Origin of the sequence: Candidatus Accumulibacter meliphilus (assembly GCF_036625345.1) — a bacterium.
Taxonomy (GTDB): Bacteria; Pseudomonadota; Gammaproteobacteria; order Burkholderiales; family Rhodocyclaceae; genus Accumulibacter; species Accumulibacter meliphilus.
Genome location: NZ_JAZKTZ010000002.1, coordinates 79,799 through 100,303, shown reverse-complemented (window position 1 = coordinate 100,303; position 20,505 = coordinate 79,799). Strand labels below are relative to the sequence as shown.

At 65.3% G+C, this 20,505-nt stretch carries 13 protein-coding genes and 2 pseudogenes; 8 read left to right on the top strand and 7 right to left on the bottom strand.

The window, feature by feature from the left end:
- Window positions 1-119: 119 nt before the first annotated feature.
- The 4 genes from V5B40_RS03915 to V5B40_RS03900 all read left to right on the top strand — a co-directional run bounded on the left by V5B40_RS03915 (window position 120) and on the right by V5B40_RS03900 (window position 10,878).
- On the top strand, window positions 120-281 hold the full coding sequence (locus V5B40_RS03915; protein ID WP_434735827.1) for a GlsB/YeaQ/YmgE family stress response membrane protein: 162 nt from the start codon (window positions 120-122) through the stop codon (window positions 279-281).
- 97 nt (window positions 282-378) lie between these two features.
- The gene (locus V5B40_RS03910; RefSeq protein ID WP_332353323.1) at window positions 379-693 is read left to right on the top strand and encodes a BON domain-containing protein; all 315 of its coding nucleotides are present in this window, start codon (window positions 379-381) and stop codon (window positions 691-693) included.
- 158 nt (window positions 694-851) lie between these two features.
- Window positions 852-2,048 carry an AI-2E family transporter gene (locus V5B40_RS03905; RefSeq protein ID WP_332353322.1) on the top strand — a complete coding sequence of 399 codons (1,197 nt, stop codon included), beginning with the start codon at window positions 852-854 and terminating at the stop codon, window positions 2,046-2,048.
- A gap of 109 nt (window positions 2,049-2,157) precedes the next feature.
- Window positions 2,158-10,878 (top strand): GH36-type glycosyl hydrolase domain-containing protein, encoded by an 8,721-nt coding sequence (locus tag V5B40_RS03900; protein WP_332353703.1) that lies wholly within the window; start codon window positions 2,158-2,160, stop codon window positions 10,876-10,878.
- A gap of 143 nt (window positions 10,879-11,021) precedes the next feature.
- Here the strand turns inward: V5B40_RS03900 and V5B40_RS03895 are convergent.
- Window positions 11,022-11,542 (bottom strand): annotated as a pseudogene (locus V5B40_RS03895) (GGDEF domain-containing protein).
- Between V5B40_RS03895 and V5B40_RS03890 the strand changes: the two are divergent.
- Window positions 11,438-11,692 (top strand): hypothetical protein, encoded by a 255-nt coding sequence (locus tag V5B40_RS03890; RefSeq protein ID WP_332353724.1) that lies wholly within the window; start codon window positions 11,438-11,440, stop codon window positions 11,690-11,692. The pseudogene V5B40_RS03895 and the gene V5B40_RS03890 sit on opposite strands and share 105 nt — an antisense overlap.
- Here the strand turns inward: V5B40_RS03890 and V5B40_RS03885 are convergent.
- The 4 genes from V5B40_RS03885 to V5B40_RS03870 form a co-directional block, all read right to left on the bottom strand.
- Window positions 11,634-12,368 carry a hypothetical protein gene (locus V5B40_RS03885; RefSeq protein WP_332353723.1) on the bottom strand — a complete coding sequence of 245 codons (735 nt, stop codon included), beginning with the start codon at window positions 12,366-12,368 and terminating at the stop codon, window positions 11,634-11,636. The genes V5B40_RS03890 and V5B40_RS03885 overlap by 59 nt on opposite strands.
- Window positions 12,368-12,595 (bottom strand): hypothetical protein, encoded by a 228-nt coding sequence (locus V5B40_RS25120; protein WP_434735826.1) that lies wholly within the window; start codon window positions 12,593-12,595, stop codon window positions 12,368-12,370. Before V5B40_RS25120 ends, V5B40_RS03885 begins: the two co-directional genes overlap by 1 nt.
- A 65-nt stretch (window positions 12,596-12,660) precedes the next feature.
- Window positions 12,661-13,176, bottom strand: coding sequence for a substrate-binding periplasmic protein (locus tag V5B40_RS03875; protein ID WP_332353320.1), 516 nt, complete (start codon window positions 13,174-13,176; stop codon window positions 12,661-12,663).
- Window positions 13,177-13,315: 139 nt separating this feature from the next.
- Window positions 13,316-14,206: a transporter substrate-binding domain-containing protein gene (locus V5B40_RS03870; protein WP_332353319.1), complete on the bottom strand. Its 891-nt coding sequence runs from the start codon at window positions 14,204-14,206 to the stop codon at window positions 13,316-13,318.
- 82 nt (window positions 14,207-14,288) lie between these two features.
- Here V5B40_RS03870 and V5B40_RS03865 point away from each other — a divergent pair, with 82 nt between their 5' ends.
- The 3 genes from V5B40_RS03865 to V5B40_RS03855 all read left to right on the top strand — a co-directional run bounded on the left by V5B40_RS03865 (window position 14,289) and on the right by V5B40_RS03855 (window position 18,045).
- On the top strand, window positions 14,289-16,055 hold the full coding sequence (locus V5B40_RS03865) for an ABC transporter permease (protein ID WP_332353318.1): 1,767 nt from the start codon (window positions 14,289-14,291) through the stop codon (window positions 16,053-16,055).
- Between the two features lie 66 nt (window positions 16,056-16,121).
- Complete coding sequence (locus tag V5B40_RS03860; protein ID WP_332353317.1) at window positions 16,122-16,823, top strand: ABC transporter permease; 702 nt, start codon at window positions 16,122-16,124, stop codon at window positions 16,821-16,823.
- Between the two features lie 328 nt (window positions 16,824-17,151).
- Window positions 17,152-18,045 (top strand): NUDIX domain-containing protein, encoded by an 894-nt coding sequence (locus V5B40_RS03855; RefSeq protein ID WP_332353316.1) that lies wholly within the window; start codon window positions 17,152-17,154, stop codon window positions 18,043-18,045.
- A 104-nt stretch (window positions 18,046-18,149) separates the two neighbouring features.
- Here the strand turns inward: V5B40_RS03855 and V5B40_RS03850 are convergent.
- Window positions 18,150-19,322: pseudogene (locus V5B40_RS03850) on the bottom strand (3-phosphoglycerate dehydrogenase family protein).
- Window positions 19,252-20,493: a phosphoserine transaminase gene (locus V5B40_RS03845; RefSeq protein WP_332353315.1), complete on the bottom strand. Its 1,242-nt coding sequence runs from the start codon at window positions 20,491-20,493 to the stop codon at window positions 19,252-19,254. Before V5B40_RS03845 ends, V5B40_RS03850 begins: the two are co-directional and overlap by 71 nt.
- Window positions 20,494-20,505: the final 12 nt, after the last annotated feature.

Sequence of the window (20,505 nt, the reverse complement as noted above, 5' to 3'; positions counted from 1 at the left end):
GACGGGCCGTCCGCTTCAGGGCGTGACACCACCCCGGGTCGCTCGCCACGCGGGCCTCCCCCCACTGCCGGATGTGCGCCACCGCACAGACGGTGTTCGTCATTTTGACTACGCTGCGGTTGAGAACTCGACCCGCTGCCGAGTCGGGCGGCGGCTGGCTCTTCAATACTTTCGGGATGGCTGGCGTCGGGGGATTCAACCTCTACAGCCTGTTGGTAGCCGTTGTCGGCGCAAGCGTGCTGTTGCTGGTGTACCACGCGGTTTCACGCGGCCTTCGCTAGGCCGAAAGTCCTGGCGAAGGTCGCTGTCGAGGCGCGGCGTAGCGATGGCGCGCCGGAATCTGGAAGTTCTGTTCAACCTCAATCAGGAGAATCAATCATGAAACAACTTGGCAAGTATCTTTCCGCACTGTTCCTGGCGGTAACGCTGGTCTCCGCCGTGGGATGCGCGTCAACCGCGAAGCAGGAGGGGACCGGCGAGTATGTGGACGACAGCGTCATCACCAGCAAGGTCAAGGCCGCCATATTCAACGAGCCCAGCCTGAAGTCCGCCGAGATCAACGTCGAGACCTTCAAGGGCGCGGTTCAATTGAGCGGCTTCGTGAGTTCGCCGGCGGCGATCAGCAAAGCGGTTGCGGTGACCCGCAGCGTCGGCGGCGTCACCTCCGTCAAGAACGACATGCTGGTCAAGTGAGCGCTGGCACGATGACCATTCGCGGCCACCGCCGGAGCATGCAATCCGGCGCTGGCCGCGGAGCGCCGGCCGCGCTCGAACGAACTCGCGCAGCCAGGCCGATGAGTGACTAGCGTGCGCTCAGCCGCCAAACACCCGCAGTATCCGGGGCCCTAGCGATGCCTTTGCACTTGCCTGCCGCGCGATCCACCGCGGACCGCGATGCCGAGTCCCCGGCCAGCGAAGCTACGGCGGCGTCCGACGCGCCCCAGCCGACGCTTCGTATCGGGTCGGGCACGCAGAATCTGTCGCTGGCCGTCCTCGCCACGCTAGCCGTGGTCTTCGCACTGGAATGGGCTCAACTTTTTGTCATTACCCTGCTGCTCGGACTTCTTTTCGCCTACACCCTGAATCCTCTGGTCGTCTGGCTGGAAAGAATCAGGGTCCCGCGCGCGCTGGGCAGCAGCGTGGTGATGGTGGGGGTCGTATGTGCGCTCACTCTGGGTGCCTACTCCTTGCGTGGGCAGTTTCAGACGATCCTCGATCAGGTACCTGCGGCGGTGAGCAAGTTGTCGACCGGCCTCGCCAGTGTGCGCAAGGGCGAGACCAGTACCATGCAGAAGGTGCAAACCGCTGCCAGCGAGATCGAGAAGGCGACCAGCCAGGCGGCAGGTATTGATTCAAACCCCCGACGGCCGGCAACGCGCGTCATTATCGACACCCCCGGCTTCAAACTCGGCGACTTCCTGTGGGCCAACTCCGTCGGCGCCGTTGGACTGATCGGCCAGGCAGCGATGGTACTCTTCCTGACTTTCTTTCTCTTGCTGTCCGGCGACACCTACAAGAGGAAGCTGGTGCGACTCGCGGGTCCGACGCTGGCGAACAGGAAGATCACCGTTCGCATCCTCGATGACATCAACGCCTCGGTCCAGCGCTACATGTCCATGCTCCTGGCGACCAATGTGCTGGTGGCGCTGCTTACCTGGCTAGCACTGCGCTGGATCGGTCTCGAGAACGCTGGCGCCTGGGCCGTGGCCGCAGGCCTCCTGCATGTCATTCCCTACTTCGGTCCGGCGCTTACTGCCGCCGCCATCGGCATGGCCGCCTTCCTGCAGTTCGGCAGTCTGTCGATGGCGCTGCTGCCCGCCGGTGCTTCGTTGGCGGTCGCCACTTTCGTCGGCACCTTCGTCACCACCTGGATGACCGGCCGGATTGCCAGGATGAACACCGCGGCGGTATTCGTCTCGCTGCTCTTCTGGGCCTGGCTGTGGGGCATCTGGGGAATGCTGCTGAGCATCCCGCTGACGGTGATCCTGAAAGTGGTGGCTCAGCATGTGGAGCAACTCGAGCCGGTGGCGGAACTGCTGGGAGAGTAGGCGGCACACATCCCTCGCCGTGCTGCCCTGCATGGCGATTCCGCTTTTCAGAAAAGGACCTCTCGAATTGAACGTCGACAGCAAGCTCAGCAGCTACTTTCGGCCATTGATGGCTCGGCTTCGCGGGGCAGGGGGGCTACGGACGAGCTTGCCCGACGCAGAACCCCCGTTTCGCTCCGAGTTGTACAGCGCCGATCAAATGGCGCTGCACGGCGAGGTGCTCGCGGCCGCGCACACGCTGATTGCTGGCCAGGCACCGGACCGGCTCCTGGCTCGGCTGGCAGACAACGAAAGAACCCTGGTTGACGTGTGCCAGCTGCTGACGACGGCGGCCACCGAGAGCCGCCGGATGATGCCGGCCGGGGAATGGCTGCTCGACAATTTCTATCTCATCGAAGAGCAGATCCGCACGGCCAAGCGGCACTTGCCAAAGGGCTACAGCCGCGAACTCCCGCGCCTGGCGCACGGGCCTTCGGTCGGGCGTCCGCGGGTGTACGACATCGCGCTGGAGACCATTGCGCATGGCGATGGCCGCGTGGATATTGACAGTTTGAGCGGCTTCGTGGCGGCCTACCAGGGCATCAGCCCGATGCGGCTGGGCGAGTTGTGGGCGATCCCGATCATGCTCCGCCTGGCAGTGATCGAGAATCTGCGTCGCGTCGGCGTGCGCATCGCAGCCAGTTGGGCCGAGCGAAACCTGGCCGCTACCTGGGCCGAGCGGATGGCGGAGACGGCAGTCAGCGATCCCAAGAGCCTGATCCTGGTGATCGCCGAGATGGCGTCCTCGGATCCTCCGATGGTCGGCGGCTTCGTCGCCGAACTCGCGCGGCGCCTGCAGGGACGGGGTCCCACTCTGGCACTGCCCCTGACCTGGATCGAGCAGCGCCTGTCGGAATCGGGTCTGACCATCGAGCACCTCGTGCAAGCGGAGAACCAGCAGCAGGCCGCCGATCAGGTCTCGATCAGCAACAGCATCGGCAGTCTCCGGGTCCTCGGCGCGACGGACTGGCGCACCTTCGTCGAAACCCAGAGTGTCGTCGAGAACACCCTGCGTGAGGATCCGGGCGGCGCCTATGGGCGGATGGATTTCGCCACCCGCGATCGATACCGCCATGCCATCGAGAGGATCGCGAAGAAGGCTTGCCTATCCGAGGGCGAGGTCGCCCGCAAGGCGGTCGAGCTGGCGCGCATGGGCGCAGTCGCGATCGCTGCTGGCGGCGGCGCTGGCGATAGCCATCGCGCCGGGCACGTCGGCTACTACCTGATCGACAAGGGTTTGCCACAACTCGAGCGCGCGGCGCAGGTGCGCCGTTCCGGCGCCGAGGCCTTGCGCAAAACGGCAGCTCGCTTCCCCTCACTGGTGTACCTGGGCGGCATCGCGCTGATCACGGTGATCGTCGGGGCAAGCTTGCTGGCGCAGGCGTTTGCCGCCGGGGCGCCGGGCTGGCTGCTGGTGCCGATCGGCATCGTCTCGCTGCTGGCTGCCAGTCAACTGGGCGTAGCGCTGGTGAACTGGCTGGCAACGCTGCTCGTGGCGCCGCATCCCCTGCCCAGAATGGATTTCAGCGAAGGTATCCCGGCCGACGCACGCACTCTGGTCGTCGTCCCGACGATGCTTACCAGCGCTTCCGGCGTGGAGGATCTGGTCGAGGCGCTGGAAGTCAGGTTTCTGGCAAATCGCGATGAACGCCTGCACTTCGGCCTGCTGACCGATTTTCGCGATGCCCGGCAGGAGTCGCTCCCCGAGGACGATGCGCTGGTCATTCTGGCCGGGACGAGGATCGGCGAGCTGAACGCGAAGTACGGCGGTGACGGGACCAGGATCAGGGGTGACCTCTTCTTCCTCTTCCATCGCCCGCGACGTTGGAACCCCGAGGACCGGCTCTGGATGGGTTACGAGCGCAAGCGCGGCAAGCTCGCCGAGCTGAACGCGCTGCTCCGCGGGGGCACCGGGAACGGCTTTGCGCTTGTCGTCGGCGATCGCGCGCTCCTGTCGTCCGTCAAATACGTGCTGACGCTGGACACCGATACGCAACTGCCGCGCGATGCGGCGCGGCAATTCGTCGGCACCATGGCACACCCGCTGAATCGCCCTGCCTACGATGCAGCGAAGCGGCGAGTCACCGCGGGCTACGGTATCCTGCAGCCGCGCGTGGCGATCGGCCTGCCGGCGACGAACCGCTCGCGTTATGCGCGCCTGTATGGAGGCGAGCCGGGCATCGACCCCTATACGCGCGCGGTCTCGGATGTCTACCAGGACGTGTTCGGCGAAGGCTCGTTCATCGGCAAGGGAATCTACGACGTCGATGCCTTTGAGCAAGCGCTTGGCGGGCGCTTCCCCGAGAATCGCGTCCTTAGCCACGATCTTCTGGAAGGGTGTTACGCACGCGCGGGACTGCTCAGCGATGTGCACCTGTACGAGGATTACCCGATCCGCTATAGCGCTGACGTGAGCCGGCGCTACCGCTGGATCCGCGGCGATTGGCAGCTGGCGGGGTGGCTGCGCAGGCGCGTTCCGGGCGCGACTGTCGGGGCGGACAACAGGCGGCAGAAAAACCCGCTCTCGATGCTGTCGCAGTGGAAGCTCTTCGACAACCTGCGGCGCAGTCTCGTCCCCGCGGCGCTGACGCTGCTCCTGCTTTCGGGATGGACGCTGCTTGCGCCGGCCTGGTTGTGGACCCTGGCAGCGATCGCCATCATGCTGCTTCCGCCCCTCTGCGCCACTCTCCTCGACGTCTTCCGCAAGCCCGAGGAGGCGCTCCTGAGGCAGCACCTGGCAAGCATCACGCGCTCGGCTTACCGGCACTTCATGCAGCTCCTGTTCGAACTCGCCTGCCTTCCGTACGAGGCATTCTTCAGCCTGCAGGCGATTACGCGCACGGCCTGGCGGATGCTGCTGACACGCTCGCGATTGCTCGAATGGAATCCGTCGGGGGAAGCGGATCGCGAGGCGGGCGAGCGCGACCGTGGCACGCTTGCAGCCTGTTTTCGGACGATGTGGTTTGCCCCGGCGATGGCCGCGGTGACGACGATGTACCTGGCGGCATCGAGCCCGGCGGTGCTGGCGGTGGCCGGGCCGATCCTGCTCCTGTGGTTCGCCTCGCCGCTCATTGCCTGGTGGATCAGCCGCCCGCTGGCGCCTCGCAAGGCCAGCCTGAGCGGCGAGCAAACGCTCTTTCTACGTGCGCTGTCGCGCCGCACCTGGGCGTTCTTCGATCGCTTCGTCGGCCCGGACGACCACTGGCTGCCGCCGGACAATGTCCAGGAGTATCGCGTTGCCGCGGTGGCGCATCGCACATCGCCGACCAACATCGGGCTGGCGCTGCTGGCCAATCTGTCGGCCTACGACTTCGGCTACCTGGTGGCCGGAAAAGTCCTCGAGCGTGCGGCGAATACGCTGAATACGATGGACGCTCTGGAACGACACCGCGGGCACTTCTACAACTGGTACGACACGCAAACGCTGCAACCGCTGCTGCCACGGTATATCTCGACGGTGGACAGCGGCAACCTTGCCGGCCATCTGCTGACCCTGCGCGCGGGTCTGCTGGCCCTTGCCGACGACAGGATACTACCGGTGCAGCTGTTCGAAGGCCTGGGCGACACGCTCAGGATTCTTCTCGGCGACGCGGACGAAGTGGCTGCGGCGCAGGCGACGGCATTTCGGAAGGAACTGGAATCGGCGTCGGCTGCCCGTCCCGAGAGCCTCACGGCGGCGCGCGCATGCCTCGCGCGTCTGGCGAGCAGCGCCGCCGAACTTGCCGCCCTGGTCGCGGGACGTCCGCATGGCGGGGAGATCACGGCGCCCGAGCAGGAAGAAAAAGCTCGCGACGAGGGCTGGGCGCCGGCGCTTGCGCGTCAATGCCGCGAGGCCCTGGACGAGCTTTGCTTCCTTGCTCCGCGGCAAGTTCTGCAGTCGCTACCGGGTGCGCAAGAGGGGCTTGCCGCTGGCGCTGCAATACCGACGCTGCGCGAACTGGCCATGGCAGGTAATGGCCGGGCCGGCGACAGGATGGCAGCGATCGAGCAACTGGCACTGCAATGCCTGCAATTCGCGCGCATGGAATATGACTTCCTTTACGACAAGTCACGCCATCTGTTGAGCATTGGCTACAACGTCGCCGAGCGGCGTGTTGACTCGGGCTACTACGACCTGCTGGCCTCGGAAGCGCGCTTGTGCAACTTCGTGGCGATTGCGCAGGGGCAACTGCCACAGGAGAGCTGGTTCGCCCTGGGGCGCCTGCTCACCGGCAGCGACGGAGAACCGGTTCTGCTGTCGTGGAGCGGTTCGATGTTCGAGTACCTGATGCCGCTGCTGGTGATGCCGACCTACGACAACACGCTGCTCGACCAGACCTGCAAAGGGGCGGTTGCCAGGCAGATCGAGTATGGGCAGCTGCGCGGCGTACCCTGGGGACTGTCGGAATCGGGCTACAACACGGTCGACGTGCATCTCAACTACCAGTACCGTGCCTTCGGGGTACCCGGCCTGGGACTCAAACGCGGACTGGCAGACGATCTGGTTATTGCCCCCTATGCCTCGGCCCTGGCGCTGATGGTGGCGCCCGAGCAGGCCTGCCTGAATCTGCAGCGGCTCGCCGCCGAGGGCTTCATGGGCAGGTTCGGTTTCTTCGAAGCGATCGACTACACGCCTTCACGGCAGCGCCGCGGGCAATCGCACGTGGTGGTGCGTTCCTTTATGGCCCATCACCAGGGCATGAGTCTTCTCGCGCTGGCCTATCTAGTGCTGGAGCGTCCGATGCAGCGGCGGTTCGAAGCGGAGCCGCTGTTCCAGGCGGTCATGCTGCTGCTTCAGGAGCGCATTCCCAGGACGACGGCCCTGTTTACGCACACCGCCCAACTCTCGGCGATCCGCTCGCCGTCGCTTGCGGCGGAAACGCCGATCCGGGTGTTCAGCAGCCCCGACAATCCGATCCCGGAGGTGCAGTTGTTGTCGAACGGCCGCTATCACGTAATGGTCAGCCAAGCAGGCGGCGGCTACAGCCGCTGGAAGGATCTCGCCGTCACGCGCTGGCGCGAAGATCCCAGCGGCGATCACTGGGGCACTGTCTGCTACGTTCGCGATGCCCAGAGCGCTGCCTTCTGGTCGACCGCCTATCAGCCGACGGCCAAGCGCCCGCAGCACTATGAAGCGATCTTTTCCGAGGGGCGAGCCGAGTTTCGCCGCCGCGATTCCGTTGCTGCCGTTGCTGCTGGCGCTGAAGACGGCGAATTTGAAACGCACACCGAGATCATCGTCTCGCCGGAGGATGACATCGAGTTGCGCAGGGTGCGCATCACCAACCGATCGCGACAACGCCGGGTAATCGACGTCACGAGCTATGCCGAAGTGGTGATCGCGCCGCCGGCCGCCGACGTCCTGCATCCGGCCTTCAGCAATCTGTTCGTGCAGACCGAGATTCTGCGCGACTGCTGCGCGATCCTGTGCACCCGTCGGCCCCGCTCGCGCGGCGAGCAGGCGCCCTGGATGTTCCACCTGATGACCGCGCACGGGGCCGATATCGGCGAGGTGTCCTACGAGACCGATCGCCTGCGCTTTATCGGCCGTGGCAGAAGTTCTGCTGCGCCCCTGGTGATGAGCGACCCCGCGGCGCTTTCCGGCAGCGAGGGTTCGGTGCTCGATCCGATCGTCGCCATCCGCTGTTCGCTGGCGCTTGATCCCGAGCAAACGGCCACCATCGACATCGTTTCTGGCATCGGCAGCTCCCGCGACATGGCCTTGAGCCTGGTCGAGAAATACCAGGACCGGCACCTCTCGGACCGCGTCTTCGATCTGACCTGGACGCACAGCCAGGTGGTGCTTCGCCAGCTCAACGCCAGTGAGGCCGATGCGCAGCTCTACGCGCGTCTGGCCAGCTCCGTCATCTACGCCAACCCTTCGCTGCGCGCGGACGCGGCTGTGCTGAGCACGAATCGCCGCGGGCAGTCGGGGCTGTGGGGTTACGGCATCTCCGGTGATCTGCCGATCGTGCTGCTGCAGATCGGGGATGCTGCCAATATCGATCTCGTGCGCCAGTTGGTACAGGCGCACGCGTACTGGCGCCTGAAGGGACTGGCGGTGGACCTGGTGATTTGGAACGAGGATCACGCCGGTTATCGCCAGCGCTTGCAGGAACAGATCCTGGCATTCATCGCCTCGGGCGTCGAAGCGAGCGTGATGGACCGGCCGGGCGGCATCTTCGTGAGGTCTGCGGAGCACCTAAGCAGCGAAGACCGCGTTCTGCTGCAGTCGGTCGCGCGTGCCGTCATCGCGGACGGCCGGGGAACGCTGGCCGAACAACTCGACTATCGTCGGCTCGCAGAGCCGCGCGTACCCCGGCTTGTGGTGACGCGCGCCCAGCGCAGTGAGGATCGGCCCGACACGACTGGCGCCAGTGAGACGGCGCGCAGCGATCTGATCCTGTTCAACGGGCTGGGAGGATTCACCCCGGACGGGCGCGAATATGTCATCACCCTGGCGCCCGGCCAGGTGACGCCGGCACCGTGGGTCAACGTTCTGGCGAATCCGGGCTTCGGGACGGTTGTCTCGGAGAGCGGCGTCGGCTACACCTGGAGCGAGAACGCGCACGAATTCCGTCTCACTCCGTGGCACAACGACCCGGTCTGCGACGCCAGCGGTGAAGCCCTCTACCTGCGCGACGAAGAGAGCGGCCACTTCTGGTCGCCGACGCCCTTACCCGTGCGTGCCGCGGCGCCCTATGTGAGCCGGCACGGATTCGGCTACAGCGTCTTTGAACATTGCTCCGGCGGCATTCGCTCCGAACTATGGATCTACGTGGCCATCGACGCCGCGGTCAAGTTCTCGGTGCTCAAAGTGCGCAACGAATCGGGGCGGCCGCGCAAACTGTCCGCGACCGCCTATATCGAGTGGGTGTTGGGGGATGTGCCCGCGAAAACGGCCATGCATGTCGCCACCGAGATCGATCGGCGCAGCGGCGCCCTGTTCGCCAGAAATCCCTATAGCGCGGAATTCGCCGATCGGCTTGCTTTCTTCGACGTCGATGACACGCAGCGCAGCCTGAGCGGCGACCGTACGGAATTCCTCGGGCGCAACGGCACGCTCGGCGATCCGGCTGCCATGCGCCGCGCGCACCTGTCCGGCAGGGTGGGCGCGGGTCTGGATCCCTGCGGCGCGATCCAGGTCGGCTTCGAACTGGCCGACGGGGAGGCGCGTGAAATCGTCTTCCGGCTCGGCGTCGGGCGCAACGCCGATGACGCCGGCGAGCTTGTGCAGCGCTTTCGCGGCCCATTGGCCGCGCGCGGCGCACTCGAAGCGGTGTGGCAGTACTGGAAGCACACGCTCGGCGCGGTGCAGGTGGAAACACCCGACGCGTCGGTGAATGTCCTGACCAACGGCTGGCTGGTGTACCAGACACTGGCCTGCCGTCTCTGGGGGCGCAGCGGATACTACCAATCCGGCGGCGCCTTCGGCTTCCGCGACCAGTTGCAGGATGTTATGGCGCTGATCCACTGCGAGCCCGGGCTGGTGCGCGAACATCTGCTGCTCTGCGCCAGCCGGCAGTTTCAGGAGGGAGATGTCCAGCACTGGTGGCATCCACCGTCGGGCCGTGGCGTGCGCACGCATTGTTCGGATGACTACCTGTGGCTGCCGCTGGCAGTGTGCCGCTACGTGAGCAGCAGCGCGGACACCGGGGTGCTCGATGAAGAGGTGCATTTCCTTGAAGGCCGTCCGGTAAACGCCGGCGACGATTCCTACTACGACCTGCCCGGGCGCTCCGCCGAGGCGGCCAGCCTCTACGAGCACTGCGTGCGCGCCATCCGGCACGGTCTGCGCTTCGGCAAGCACGGCCTGCCGCTGATCGGCTCGGGCGACTGGAACGACGGCATGAACCTGGTCGGCATCGGCGGCCAGGGCGAGAGTGTCTGGCTCGGCTTCTTCCTTTGTGAAGTGCTCGGACATTTCACCGCCCTGGCGCGTGCGCGCGGCGACGCGGTCTTCGCCGAGCGTTGCACGGCCGAGGGCGCGCGGCTGCGCCAGAATCTCGAACGTCATGGCTGGGACGGCGAGTGGTACCGTCGCGGCTACTTCGACGACGGTACACCGCTCGGCTCGGCAAGCAACGCCGAATGCCAGCTGGATTCAATCTCGCAGAGTTGGTCGGTGCTCTCCGGGGCGGGCGACGCGCTACGCGCGCGCATGGCCATGCAGGCGGTGGACCTGCGGCTCGTGCGCCGCGAGCACGGGCTCATCCAGCTTCTCGATCCGCCCTTCGACAAGTCGAATCTCGACCCCGGCTACATTCGCGGCTACGTACCGGGCGTGCGGGAGAATGGCGGGCAATACACGCACGGCGCGATCTGGGCAGCCATGGCCTTCGCCGCCCTGGGCGACGCGCGGCGCGCATGGGAACTCACGGCCATGATCAACCCGGTGAATCATGCCACTACGGCGCAAGGTGTCGCCACCTACAAGGTTGAACCCTACGTCATGGCAGCCGACGTCTATGCGCTCGCGCCGCACACCGGGCGCGGTGGATGGACCTGGTACTCCGGCTCGGCCGGCTGGATGTATCGGCTGATCGTCGAAACCCTTCTCGGCGTCAGGCTGGAGGGGGACAGGCTGACTCTCGCTCCGTGCGTGCCGGCGAACTGGCCGGCATTCAGGATTCACTACCGTTACCGGGAGACGGTTTATCACATTGCCGTTACGCAGGAAGGTATTGGCGAGCAGGGTGCGCAGGTTCCGATGACCGTCACGGTTGATGGCGAAGAACGAGGCGAGCAGGGCATTCATCTGGTGGACGATCATCGCGAACACCTGGTCGAGGTGGTCTTGCGTGCCGGGTGAGACGGTGCTTCTCGCATTGCACGCCTGCGGATAAGGCGAAGCCTCGACGACCACTTTCAGGCCTTTTTTCGATGCCAAGGCCCGGGCGTCTGGCGACCGGGCGGGCCGATCCAGGCACAGCGTCGCCTGGTGCCGCACGCGGCTCAGATAAGCCAGCGTTCCTCTGCCGGCTCAAGGTCGTCGCCGTTCTCGTGCGCCGCTTCCGGGGGCGTGGTCGTCGCCTCACCGGCAATGACTACCCGGTTGCGCCCTTGTTTCTTCGCCTGGTAAAGAGCTGCATCGGCGCGCTTGAGAGCCGCCTCGAGCGAGCCGCCCGAAGCGTCTGCCAAACCCAGACTCAGAGTCACCGGCAGGCTGTTGTCTTCGCCCAGGTCGATCCAGTTGTCCGCCGTACGCTGACACAGCCGCTCGGCAAGGCGATGTGCTTCCTCGAGCGTTGTTTCCGTAAACAGGAAGGCGAACTCCTCGCCGCCGTAGCGACACACCCAGTCCGACTGGCGCAGGGTGTGGCCAAACAACTCGGCGAGGACTTCAGAACCCGGTCGCCGACGGCGTGTCCGTGGCGGTCGTTGATGTCTTTGAAATGATCCATGTCAGCCATGCCGACGCAGATCGGTCGCGCGTAGCGGTGGGCACGTTTGAGCTCTTCCTCGGCAAGAGCCATGAAATGGCGGCGGTTGAACATCCCCGTCAGGCTGTCGGTCGTCGCCTGAACGTGCAGTTCCTGGCGAGCCTGCTGGTTCTCGTGCATGACGTCACGCAACTGGCCGATGGCGCCCTCGAGGGCCCTGATCTCGGTCATCGAGGATCTTGAAAAGGGCGTTGGCGCATGCCCGGAACGCAGCTCGCACAAGGCCTCGTCCATTTTTTGCAGGGGACGGATCAAATGACGATGGATGAGGAACAGAAAACCGCCAACGAAGACGGCGACCAGTGCCAGCACCAGCGCCAGCTTGAACTGGCTGCGCAGCATGGTCGCCGACATCAGCTGCAAATCGTCGGTGGCCAGGTTGGCGCCCTTCGATCGAGAAGTCGTCGGCCAGGAGGCTCAAGCGATTGGAGAGCGTTTCCCATTCGGCGTAACGCTGCTCGGTCATGCCCTCGCGTGCGGCGAGCACGAGAAAGCTTTCAACTTCACTGGCCAGCGTCGCTGTTCTGCGGTCGGCGAGCATGGCCGGGTGGCTGCTCAGCAGACTGACGATGAACAAGGCCTGTTGGCGGGCGACGGGCGTGCGGCCCGAAAAAACGCGCTCGCCGTCGAGGCGCAGCTGTTCGATGTTACGCGCCAGGCGAAACTGTTCCAGCGTACTCGGGACGGTGTTGTTCAGCAGGCGCGCCGAACTCGCCAGCACCTGCCGCTGATCGCTCGCCAGCCAGACGATCTGCACCACGAAAGCAAGCCCGAAGAGCGCGCCAAGCAAGGCAAGAGCCTTTCCGGCAGGCCAGCTACGCTGCGTCCAGTGACGCAGCGATGTTCGCCAGTCGCTCATCAGTACATGTCGAAGGGAAAATACCGCCGCCAGAGGCGAGGGTAGCTGCCATCCTGGCGCATCTCATCGAGCGCGAGATTGAGCTGCTGGCGAAGCTTTTCGTCCGTGCGCGCGAGGACGATATGCACGCTGCCGCCCAGTCCATCATCGACCAGGCCGGGGCCAACGAAGATGGGCGTCGGCCGTACGCTGGCGTCGAGCGCAAGATAGGCAATCAGGGTTGGCACGAATGCAAAATCGGCCTCTTGATTGTCAAGGGCCAGGAGGCACTCGCCGACCGTCGCCAGGTCGATTAGCTCAAGGTCCTGCGTCTTCGCGACACGCTGCAGATAAGCGTGCTGCTGGGAACCGCGGACAGACGCCACGCGAACCTCGCGCAGCGTCTGGATAGTGAGCTCGCCTGTGGATTGGCGGGCCATGCGGGCGAGCGCAGCGCAGTGTCTGGAAACGCCAGCAGGCGGCTGGAGGAACGCCAGATGGGATTGCTGAACGCGACCTGCGCCTCGCGAGCCGCGGTGCGCAAGTGATTCCCGAAGCCGAGTTCGAAACGCTTGCTCTCGATTCCGGGAATGATCTCGGCGAATGGGGCGTAGGAATATTCGCACCTGGCGCGCAAGCGGCGGCAGACTTCGCGCGCCAGGGCGAGATTGAAATCGGCGAGCAGTGTCGATCGGCTGGCCGTCGCTTGCCCAGCGACCGGCTGCGGGTTCACCGCCGCCCGCGAAATAACCACCCGCAATTCGAGCGCCAGCGCGCTGCCCGCTGCGAGGAGAGCGGCGCAGCAAAGCGCCAGCAGTGGGCCATTCAAGTGTCTGGCGAGCGCCTTTGCAGCCGCCTGTGGCAACGCCGCAGAAGCGAGGCGATTCGCAGCCCCGTCGCAAGCCGGCGATCCGGACAGGGCTGCAGATCGGCGGGCGGAGGAGAGCGGTCAACGGTCGTTTCCTGGACTACTGCAAGCGGAAGGGAAGGTACTCGGTGTTCAGGCGATCGAAGCGCCCATCGCGCTTGATCTGGTCGAATGCGGCATTGATGCGGTCACGCAGTTCCGGATTCCGCGGATCGACGCTAAAGCATACCTCGCCACTCAGTTCGGGCGCCTGCAAGACGGTGGTCTGCAGGCCGAGGGGCTGGATCAAGGGGTTCTCCCGCAAGGTCAGGGAGGTGGCCATCGGCATCAGCACCGCGTTGACCTTCCCCCCGCTCAGCAGCGCCGGAAGTTCGGAGTGATGATTGACCGTGCTGACGTTCCAGCCCTGCGCCCTGGCATAGCGATGCTGCGCGCTGCCGGCGACCGCCGCCACCCGAGCGGTCGCCGCACCTGGCTCGACGCCAGGTTTGGCAAACCAGATGCTGTTCGAGTGGTAGTACGGTTTCGAGAAGAGGACCCTGGCCTGACGTGCCGGCGTGGCGAGCAGACTGACCGCTGAAAAATCGAACTCTCCGGCAGCCACCGCATCGACGACATCAGCAAGTTCGACAACGGTCAGCTCGCAACGGACTTTCATTTCCTCGCACAAGGCGCGCGCCACGCCGACGTTGAAACCCGCCGGCTTGCCCGTTTCATCGGTGTAGGACATCGGTGGAGAGTTGCTGAGAATGGCGACGCGCAGGGCACGTTCGCCGGCCTGTGCCGGCACGCCCGAGGCAAGAGCCAGAAGCAGTAAGCCGCAGGCCTGGCTACGTATCCGGGTCTTCATCACCGCGCTCCCCCTGATGTCGCAGAGTTCCAGTCTAACACCCGCCAGGGCCAGCGTGCTCTCGTGGCACGCGGCAACAGACCTTCTCGGCTGCCAGCCCTCGGCAAGACGCAGCGCAGGCTTGCCGGACGCGCTGCGCATGGCTTTTCCTCTTGTGCCGCAAGCGCTGAATCTTGTACCTTGTCGGAATGAACCTCCGCTCGCTGTTTCCTTTTCCTGGCGAATGCTGCGCCGCGACGCGCGCGGCGGCGAGTTGCGCCTGCTGGCGGCGGCGCTGGTCGTCGCGGTGGCGGCGCTGACCGCTGTCGGCTTCTTTACTGATCGCGTGCGCCAGGCGCTCGAACGCGAGTCGCACCAGTTGCTCGGCGCCGACCTGCTGTTGGTCTCCGACCAGCCGTGGCCGGCGACGTTTGCCGACGAGGCGCGCGCAGGTGGCCTGCAGGTGGCCGAAACATGGACTTTCCCGAGCATGGTCAGTCATGGCGACGCTGCCGACATGCGTTTGCAGTTGGCCGAGGTCAAAGCGGTCAGCGCCGCTTATCCCTTGCGCGGCTCGCTGCGCGTTGCGCCAGCACTGAACGTCCCTGACGCAGCGGCCGAGGGCATCCCCGCGAGCGGTGAGATCTGGATCGACGAGCGTCTGGCGTCGGCGCTGGCGGCGCGTGTCGGCGACCAGCTAAGCGTCGGGCAATCGTCGCTGCGCGTTGCTGCCGTGCTGACCCTGGAACCCGATCGCGGCATCAATTTCTTCAGCGTCGCCCCGCGCTTGCTGATGAACCTCGCCGATCTGCCGGCGACCGGCTTGCTGCAGGTCGGCAGCCGCGTCGGCTATCGCCTGCTGGTGGCCGGCGACGCGGCGCTCGTCAAGCGCTATCAGCTGGACATCGAAACGCGCCTGCAGCGCGGTCAGCGCATGGAAGACGCGCAGAACGGTCGGCCGGAGATTCGTACCGCGCTCGATCGGGCACAGAAGTTCCTCGGTCTCTCGGCCTTGCTGACCGTGGTGCTGGCGGCGGTGGCCGTGGCCCTCGCCGCCCGGCGCTATGTGCAGCGGCATCTCGACCCCTGTGCCGTGATGCGCTGCCTGGGGGCGACGCAGCGGCTGCTCCTGCATCTCTATCTCGGGCAGTTCGCCGTCCTCGGCCTGCTCGCCGCCGGGGTCGGCTGCGGCATCGGTTATCTGGCGCATTTCGCGCTGCACGCCTGGCTGGCGCAGTTGTTGGCGACATCGCTGCCGCCACCAGGCGGGCTACCGGTCGTGCAGGGCGTGGCGGTGGGCCTGTTGTTGCTCTTCGGTTTTGCCGTTCCGCCCCTGCTGCAGCTGAAGAAGGTGTCCACGCTGCGCGTCCTGCGCGGCGAGTTGGGAAGCCCGCAAGCCGGCTTGCTGGGTGGCTATCTGCTCGGTTTCGTGGCTCTCGCGGCGCTGATGTTCTGGGTCGCCGGCGAAGTCGCGCTGGGCGCCTACGTGGTCGGTGCTTTCACTGTCGCCTTGGCCGTGTTCTCCTTGATTGCCCGTCTGGCAATCCGCCTGGCAGCGGCAGCACGCGGCGGCGCCGGCAGGTCTGGCGGCATCGGCTGGCGCTATGGTTTGGCCAGCCTCGAACGACGGGCGTCCGCCAGCGTCGTGCAGATCGTCGCCCTGGCCCTCGGTTTCATGGCCCTGATGTTGCTGACCGTGATCCGCGGCGATCTGCTCGAGGCCTGGCAGAAAGCCGTTCCGCCAGATGCGCCGAACCGTTTCGTGGTCAATATCCAGCCCGAACAGGTGGCGCCAGTGCGCGCCGTGCTGGCCGCAGGGGCCTTGTTTCCAGAGCTGGCGCCGATGGTTCGTGGACGCCTGACGACGCATCAACGGTGCCAAGGTCAGTGCCGCCGACTACAGCGACGATCGCGCCCAACGCCTGATCGAACGCGAATTCAATCTGTCGATGCGTGCCGACCTGCCCGAGGGCAACAGCGTGAGTGGCGGACGCTGGTTTTCGGCCGCTGATCTCGCGGCCGATGGCCAGGATGCTCAGGTGAAGGCCGCAGGGCGAATGACGAGGCCGCGGCATCGGTGGAGGAGGGGCTGGCGAGAACGCTGGGCCTGGCCGTCGGCGACCGCATCGACTTCGAAGTCGCTGGCGAGACGGTCGCCATGCGCGTGGTCGGCCTGCGCCAGGTCGACTGGGACACGATGCGCGTCAATTTCTTCGTGCTGACGCCGCCGGCAGCTTTGCAGGGCTATCCGGCGAGCTGGATTACCAGCTTCCACCTGCCCACCGAGAAGGCGGAGCTGATCAACCAGCTGCTGGCCGATTTTCCCAATCTGACGGTCATCGATGTCGCCGCCATTCTGCGCCAGCTGACGTCGATCATGGACCAGGTAGCGCAGGCGGTGCAGTTCATTTTTCTGTTCACGCTCGCCGCCGGGGTCATCGTTCTCTACGCGGCGCTGGCTTCGGCGGCGCAGGAGCGACGCTACGAACTGGCGGTGATGCGCGCCCTCGGCGCCCGTCGTGAGCAGCTGCGACGCGCCTTGCTGGCCGAGTTCGCAGCGATCGGCGCGCTGTCCGGCCTGATTGCCTCGCTGGGAGCCATCGCCATCGGGCAGTTTCTGGCGCGCGAGGCCTTCCACTTCGAGGTGGCGATCAATTTCTGGCTACCGCTGGCGGCCATTGTCTGCTGCGCGACCCTGGTCACTGCGGCGGGCTGGTTTGCCGCGTCGCGACTGTTGCTGACGGCCCCGCTGGAGACGCTGCGTGCCGGTAGCGCCTGAGTCAGCGGTGCACCAGCCGTGACCACGCCTCGGCACCCTCCGGCTGACACGGTGACCGCCGCGCCAGCGCAGGCTTGGCTGCTGCCGAGCGGTGATGCTTTTCGTTATCATGGCTGTGCCACCGGCGCGACCGCGTGGCGCTGCTCGGGGTTCGCTCGGCGACCCATTTCTTTGCCACCAATCGCTGCACGCAGAAGGAGTTTGAGAATGAAGGGCAAGACATTACTGGTGTTGCGGCACGGGAAATCGGACTGGAGTACCGGCGAGGACGATTTCGATCGCCCGCTGGTCAGACCGCGGTCGTCTCGGCAGCAGGAAAATGGGGGCCTTGATCAGGCACCTGAAGCTGCGTCCGGATGTCGTCCTCAGCTCGCCCGCCGCGCGCGCACGGGCGACCACCGAAGCGGCTTGCCAGGCGATGGGGCTGGCGGCGAAGAAGGTCAGCTGGGACGAGCGCATCTATGCCGCACCCACCGAGTTCCTGCTGGCGGCGCTGGCTGATTGCCCGCCGGGCGCCGAGCGCGTGATGCTGGTTGGACATAATCCCGGCCTGGAGGATCTGGTCGCCTACCTGGCGGAAGGCGAGCTCGACATCCCGGACGACGGCAAGGTCCTGCCGACGTCGGCGCTGGCGCAGCTGGAAGTATTTGCCGATTGGCCGAAGCTGACGCGCGGCTGCGCGACGCTGGTCGCGGTGACCCGACCCGGGCAGGTCCCCGACGAGCTGCCGGCCGCCGATGACGAAGACGACCCGGAGGAGGACGACGAAAGCCGGCCCGTTCCGGACTATTTCTACACCCAGTCGGCGGTCCTGCCTTATCGCCTGCTCGACGGCAAGTTGCAGATCATGCTCATTGCCTCGCGCAAGGCGACGCGCTGGGTGATCCCGAAAGGGGTCAAGGAGCCCGAGCTGTCCTTGCGCGACTCTGCCGAAAAAGAGGCCCTGGAGGAGGCGGGTATTCGTGGCCAGCTCGACGACGAAGCGATCGGCGACTACGACTACAAGAAATGGGGTGGCGTGTGCACCGTCACCGTCTTCCCAATGGCGGTCAGCGAAAGCGTGCCCGAAGAAGAGTGGGAGGAGAGCCACCGCGAGCGGCAATGGCTGGACGCCGAAGAAGGCCAAGCGCCTGATCGCCGAGCCGGCCTTGCGCAAACTGGTCGATACCCTGGCGAAAAGGATGGCCAAAGGGCGGCCAAGGAGGCGCTGAGGATGCCCTGAAGCGGCCGAGCCGCCAGGTGGCGCCGCTGGCGGCGGCTCCTCCTGGCGCCGGCTTGCGGGCAAGCGCAATGTTGGCCCACCAGGGCTGTCGGTGGGCCTGCCGATCAGATGACCCGGATGCGAATCACGTGCTCGACCGCGGCGATGGCGCGGAGCACGTCGTCACCGGGTAGCGTTTCGACGTCCACGATGTTGAAGGCCAGTTCGGCACGGCTCTTGTTCATCATGTCGACCACATTGACCTTGTTTTCGGCGAGCACCGAGAGGACCTGACCAAGCACCCCGGAGACATTGTCGTTCGAGAAGACGATGCGCGCGGTGCCCGGGCTGCGCTCCATGCTGATCTTCGGGAAGTTGACCGAGTTCACGATGTTGCCGTTTTCCAGGTAGTCGACGAGCTGATTGGCGGCCATCACCGCGCAGTTTTCCTCGGATTCCTCGGTGCTGGCGCCGATGTGCGGCAGGGCGATGATCTGCGGGTGTCCGAGCAGACAGGGTTCGGGAAAGTCACAAACATACTTGCCGAGCTTGCCGGCGGCGAGACTCTGCAGCACGGCCGCGCGTCGACGATCGTGTCGCGCGCGAAGTTGAGCAGGACTGCGCCGGGCTTGATCGCCGCCAGGGTGTCACTGTTGATCATGTGCCGGGTGCCATCGACGGCCGGCACATGCATCGAAACGTAGTCGGAACGTGCCAGCAGCGACTGCAGGTTCTCCATGCGGCTGACCTCGTTGGAGAGGCGCCAGGCGGCGTCGATCGACAGCACCGGGTCGAAGCCGACCACTTTCATGCCCATCGCCAGTGCCATTTCGGCGACCATCGAGCCAATCGCCCCAAGGCCGACGATGCCCAGGGTCTTGCCCTTGAGCTCGTTGCCGGCAAAGCGCGATTTTTCCTTTTCCACGCGCGGCGACATTTCCGCCGGATCCTTGAGCTCGCTGAGCGATTGAACGAAGTTCATGCTGTCGACGATGGCCACGCGAGCTCAGCAACATGCCGGCCATGACCAGTTCCTTGACCGCATTGGCATTGGCCCCCGGGGTGTTGAAAACGACGATGCCGAGCTTGCCGTACTCGGCGACCGGCACATTGTTGACCCCGGCGCCGGCGCGCGCCACCGCCAGGAGCGACTGCGGCACTTCGATGCCTTGCAGCTTCTGGCTGCGCAGGAGGAAGGCGTCGGGGTGGGCGATGTCGCTGCCGACTTCATACGCCTGACGCGGGAAACGATCGAGACCGCTGAGCGCGATCTTGTTGTAGGTTCTGACCTTGTACATGGAAGTGTCGCTCGAAATTGGAGGTTGGGATGATGAAGTTGCGCCAGCGGCGGCTCAGGCCGCGACTCTGCGCGTAGGCCCAGGCCAGCCACGGCATCAGCGCCTGCAGATCGGCGGTCTCGATGGTGGCCCCACACCAGATGCGGATTCCCGCCGGTGCGTCCTTGTACGAGCCGATGTCAAAAGCGACGCCTTCGCTGTCGAGCAGCTTGACCAGTTTCTTGACGCGCTCGGCGTCGAGTTCGAGACTCAGGCAGACGCTGGTGTTGGAGCGCGTTGCCGGATCCTTGGCGAGGAAGGAAATCCAGTCATTGGCGGCGACGAAATCGGCAATCACGGCGAGATTGGCTTCGCTGCGCGCGATCGCCGCCTGGACGCCACCGATGCTCTCGATCCACTGCAGGGCGTCGAGGTAATCGGCGACACACAGCATCGACGGGGTATTGATCGTCTCGCCGCGGAAAATACCTTCGTTGAGTTTGCCGCCGGAGGTCAGCCGGAAGACTTTCGGCATTGGCCACGCCGGGGTGTAGGATTCGAGACGGGCGACGGCGCGCGGGCTCAGGATCAGCATGCCGTGGGCGCCTTCGCCGCCGAGGACTTTCTGCCACGAGAAGGTCACCACGTCGAGCTTGTCCCACGGCAGATCCATGGCGAAGACGGCCGAGGTGGCGTCGCAGATCGTCAAGCCGGCGCGATCGGCCGGGATCCAGTCGCCGTTTGGCACTTTGACGCCCGAAGTCGTGCCGTTCCATGTGAACACCACGTCGTTGGAAAAATTGACCTGCGCGAAGTCGACGATATCGCCGTAGTCAGCCTTGAGTACATTCACGTCGGCAAGCTTCAGCTGCTTGACGATGTCGGTGACCCAACCCGAGCCGAAGGACTCCCACGCCAGAACATCGACGCCACGTGCGCCAAGCAGCGACCACATTGCCATTTCGACGGCGCCGGTATCCGATCCGGGAACGACGCCGACCCGGTAAGCCTCGGGCAGTCCGAGAAGTCGCGCGGTCTCCGCACAAGCCAGCGCCAGTACCTTCTTGCCAAGCGCCGAGCGGTGCGAGCGGCCGAGGGTGTCGAGCGACAGGGCATTGACGTCATAACCGGGACGCTTGCTGCACGGTCCCGACGAGAAATTGGGGTTTTTCGGTTTTGCTGTGGCTTGCATGATTGCCTCTAT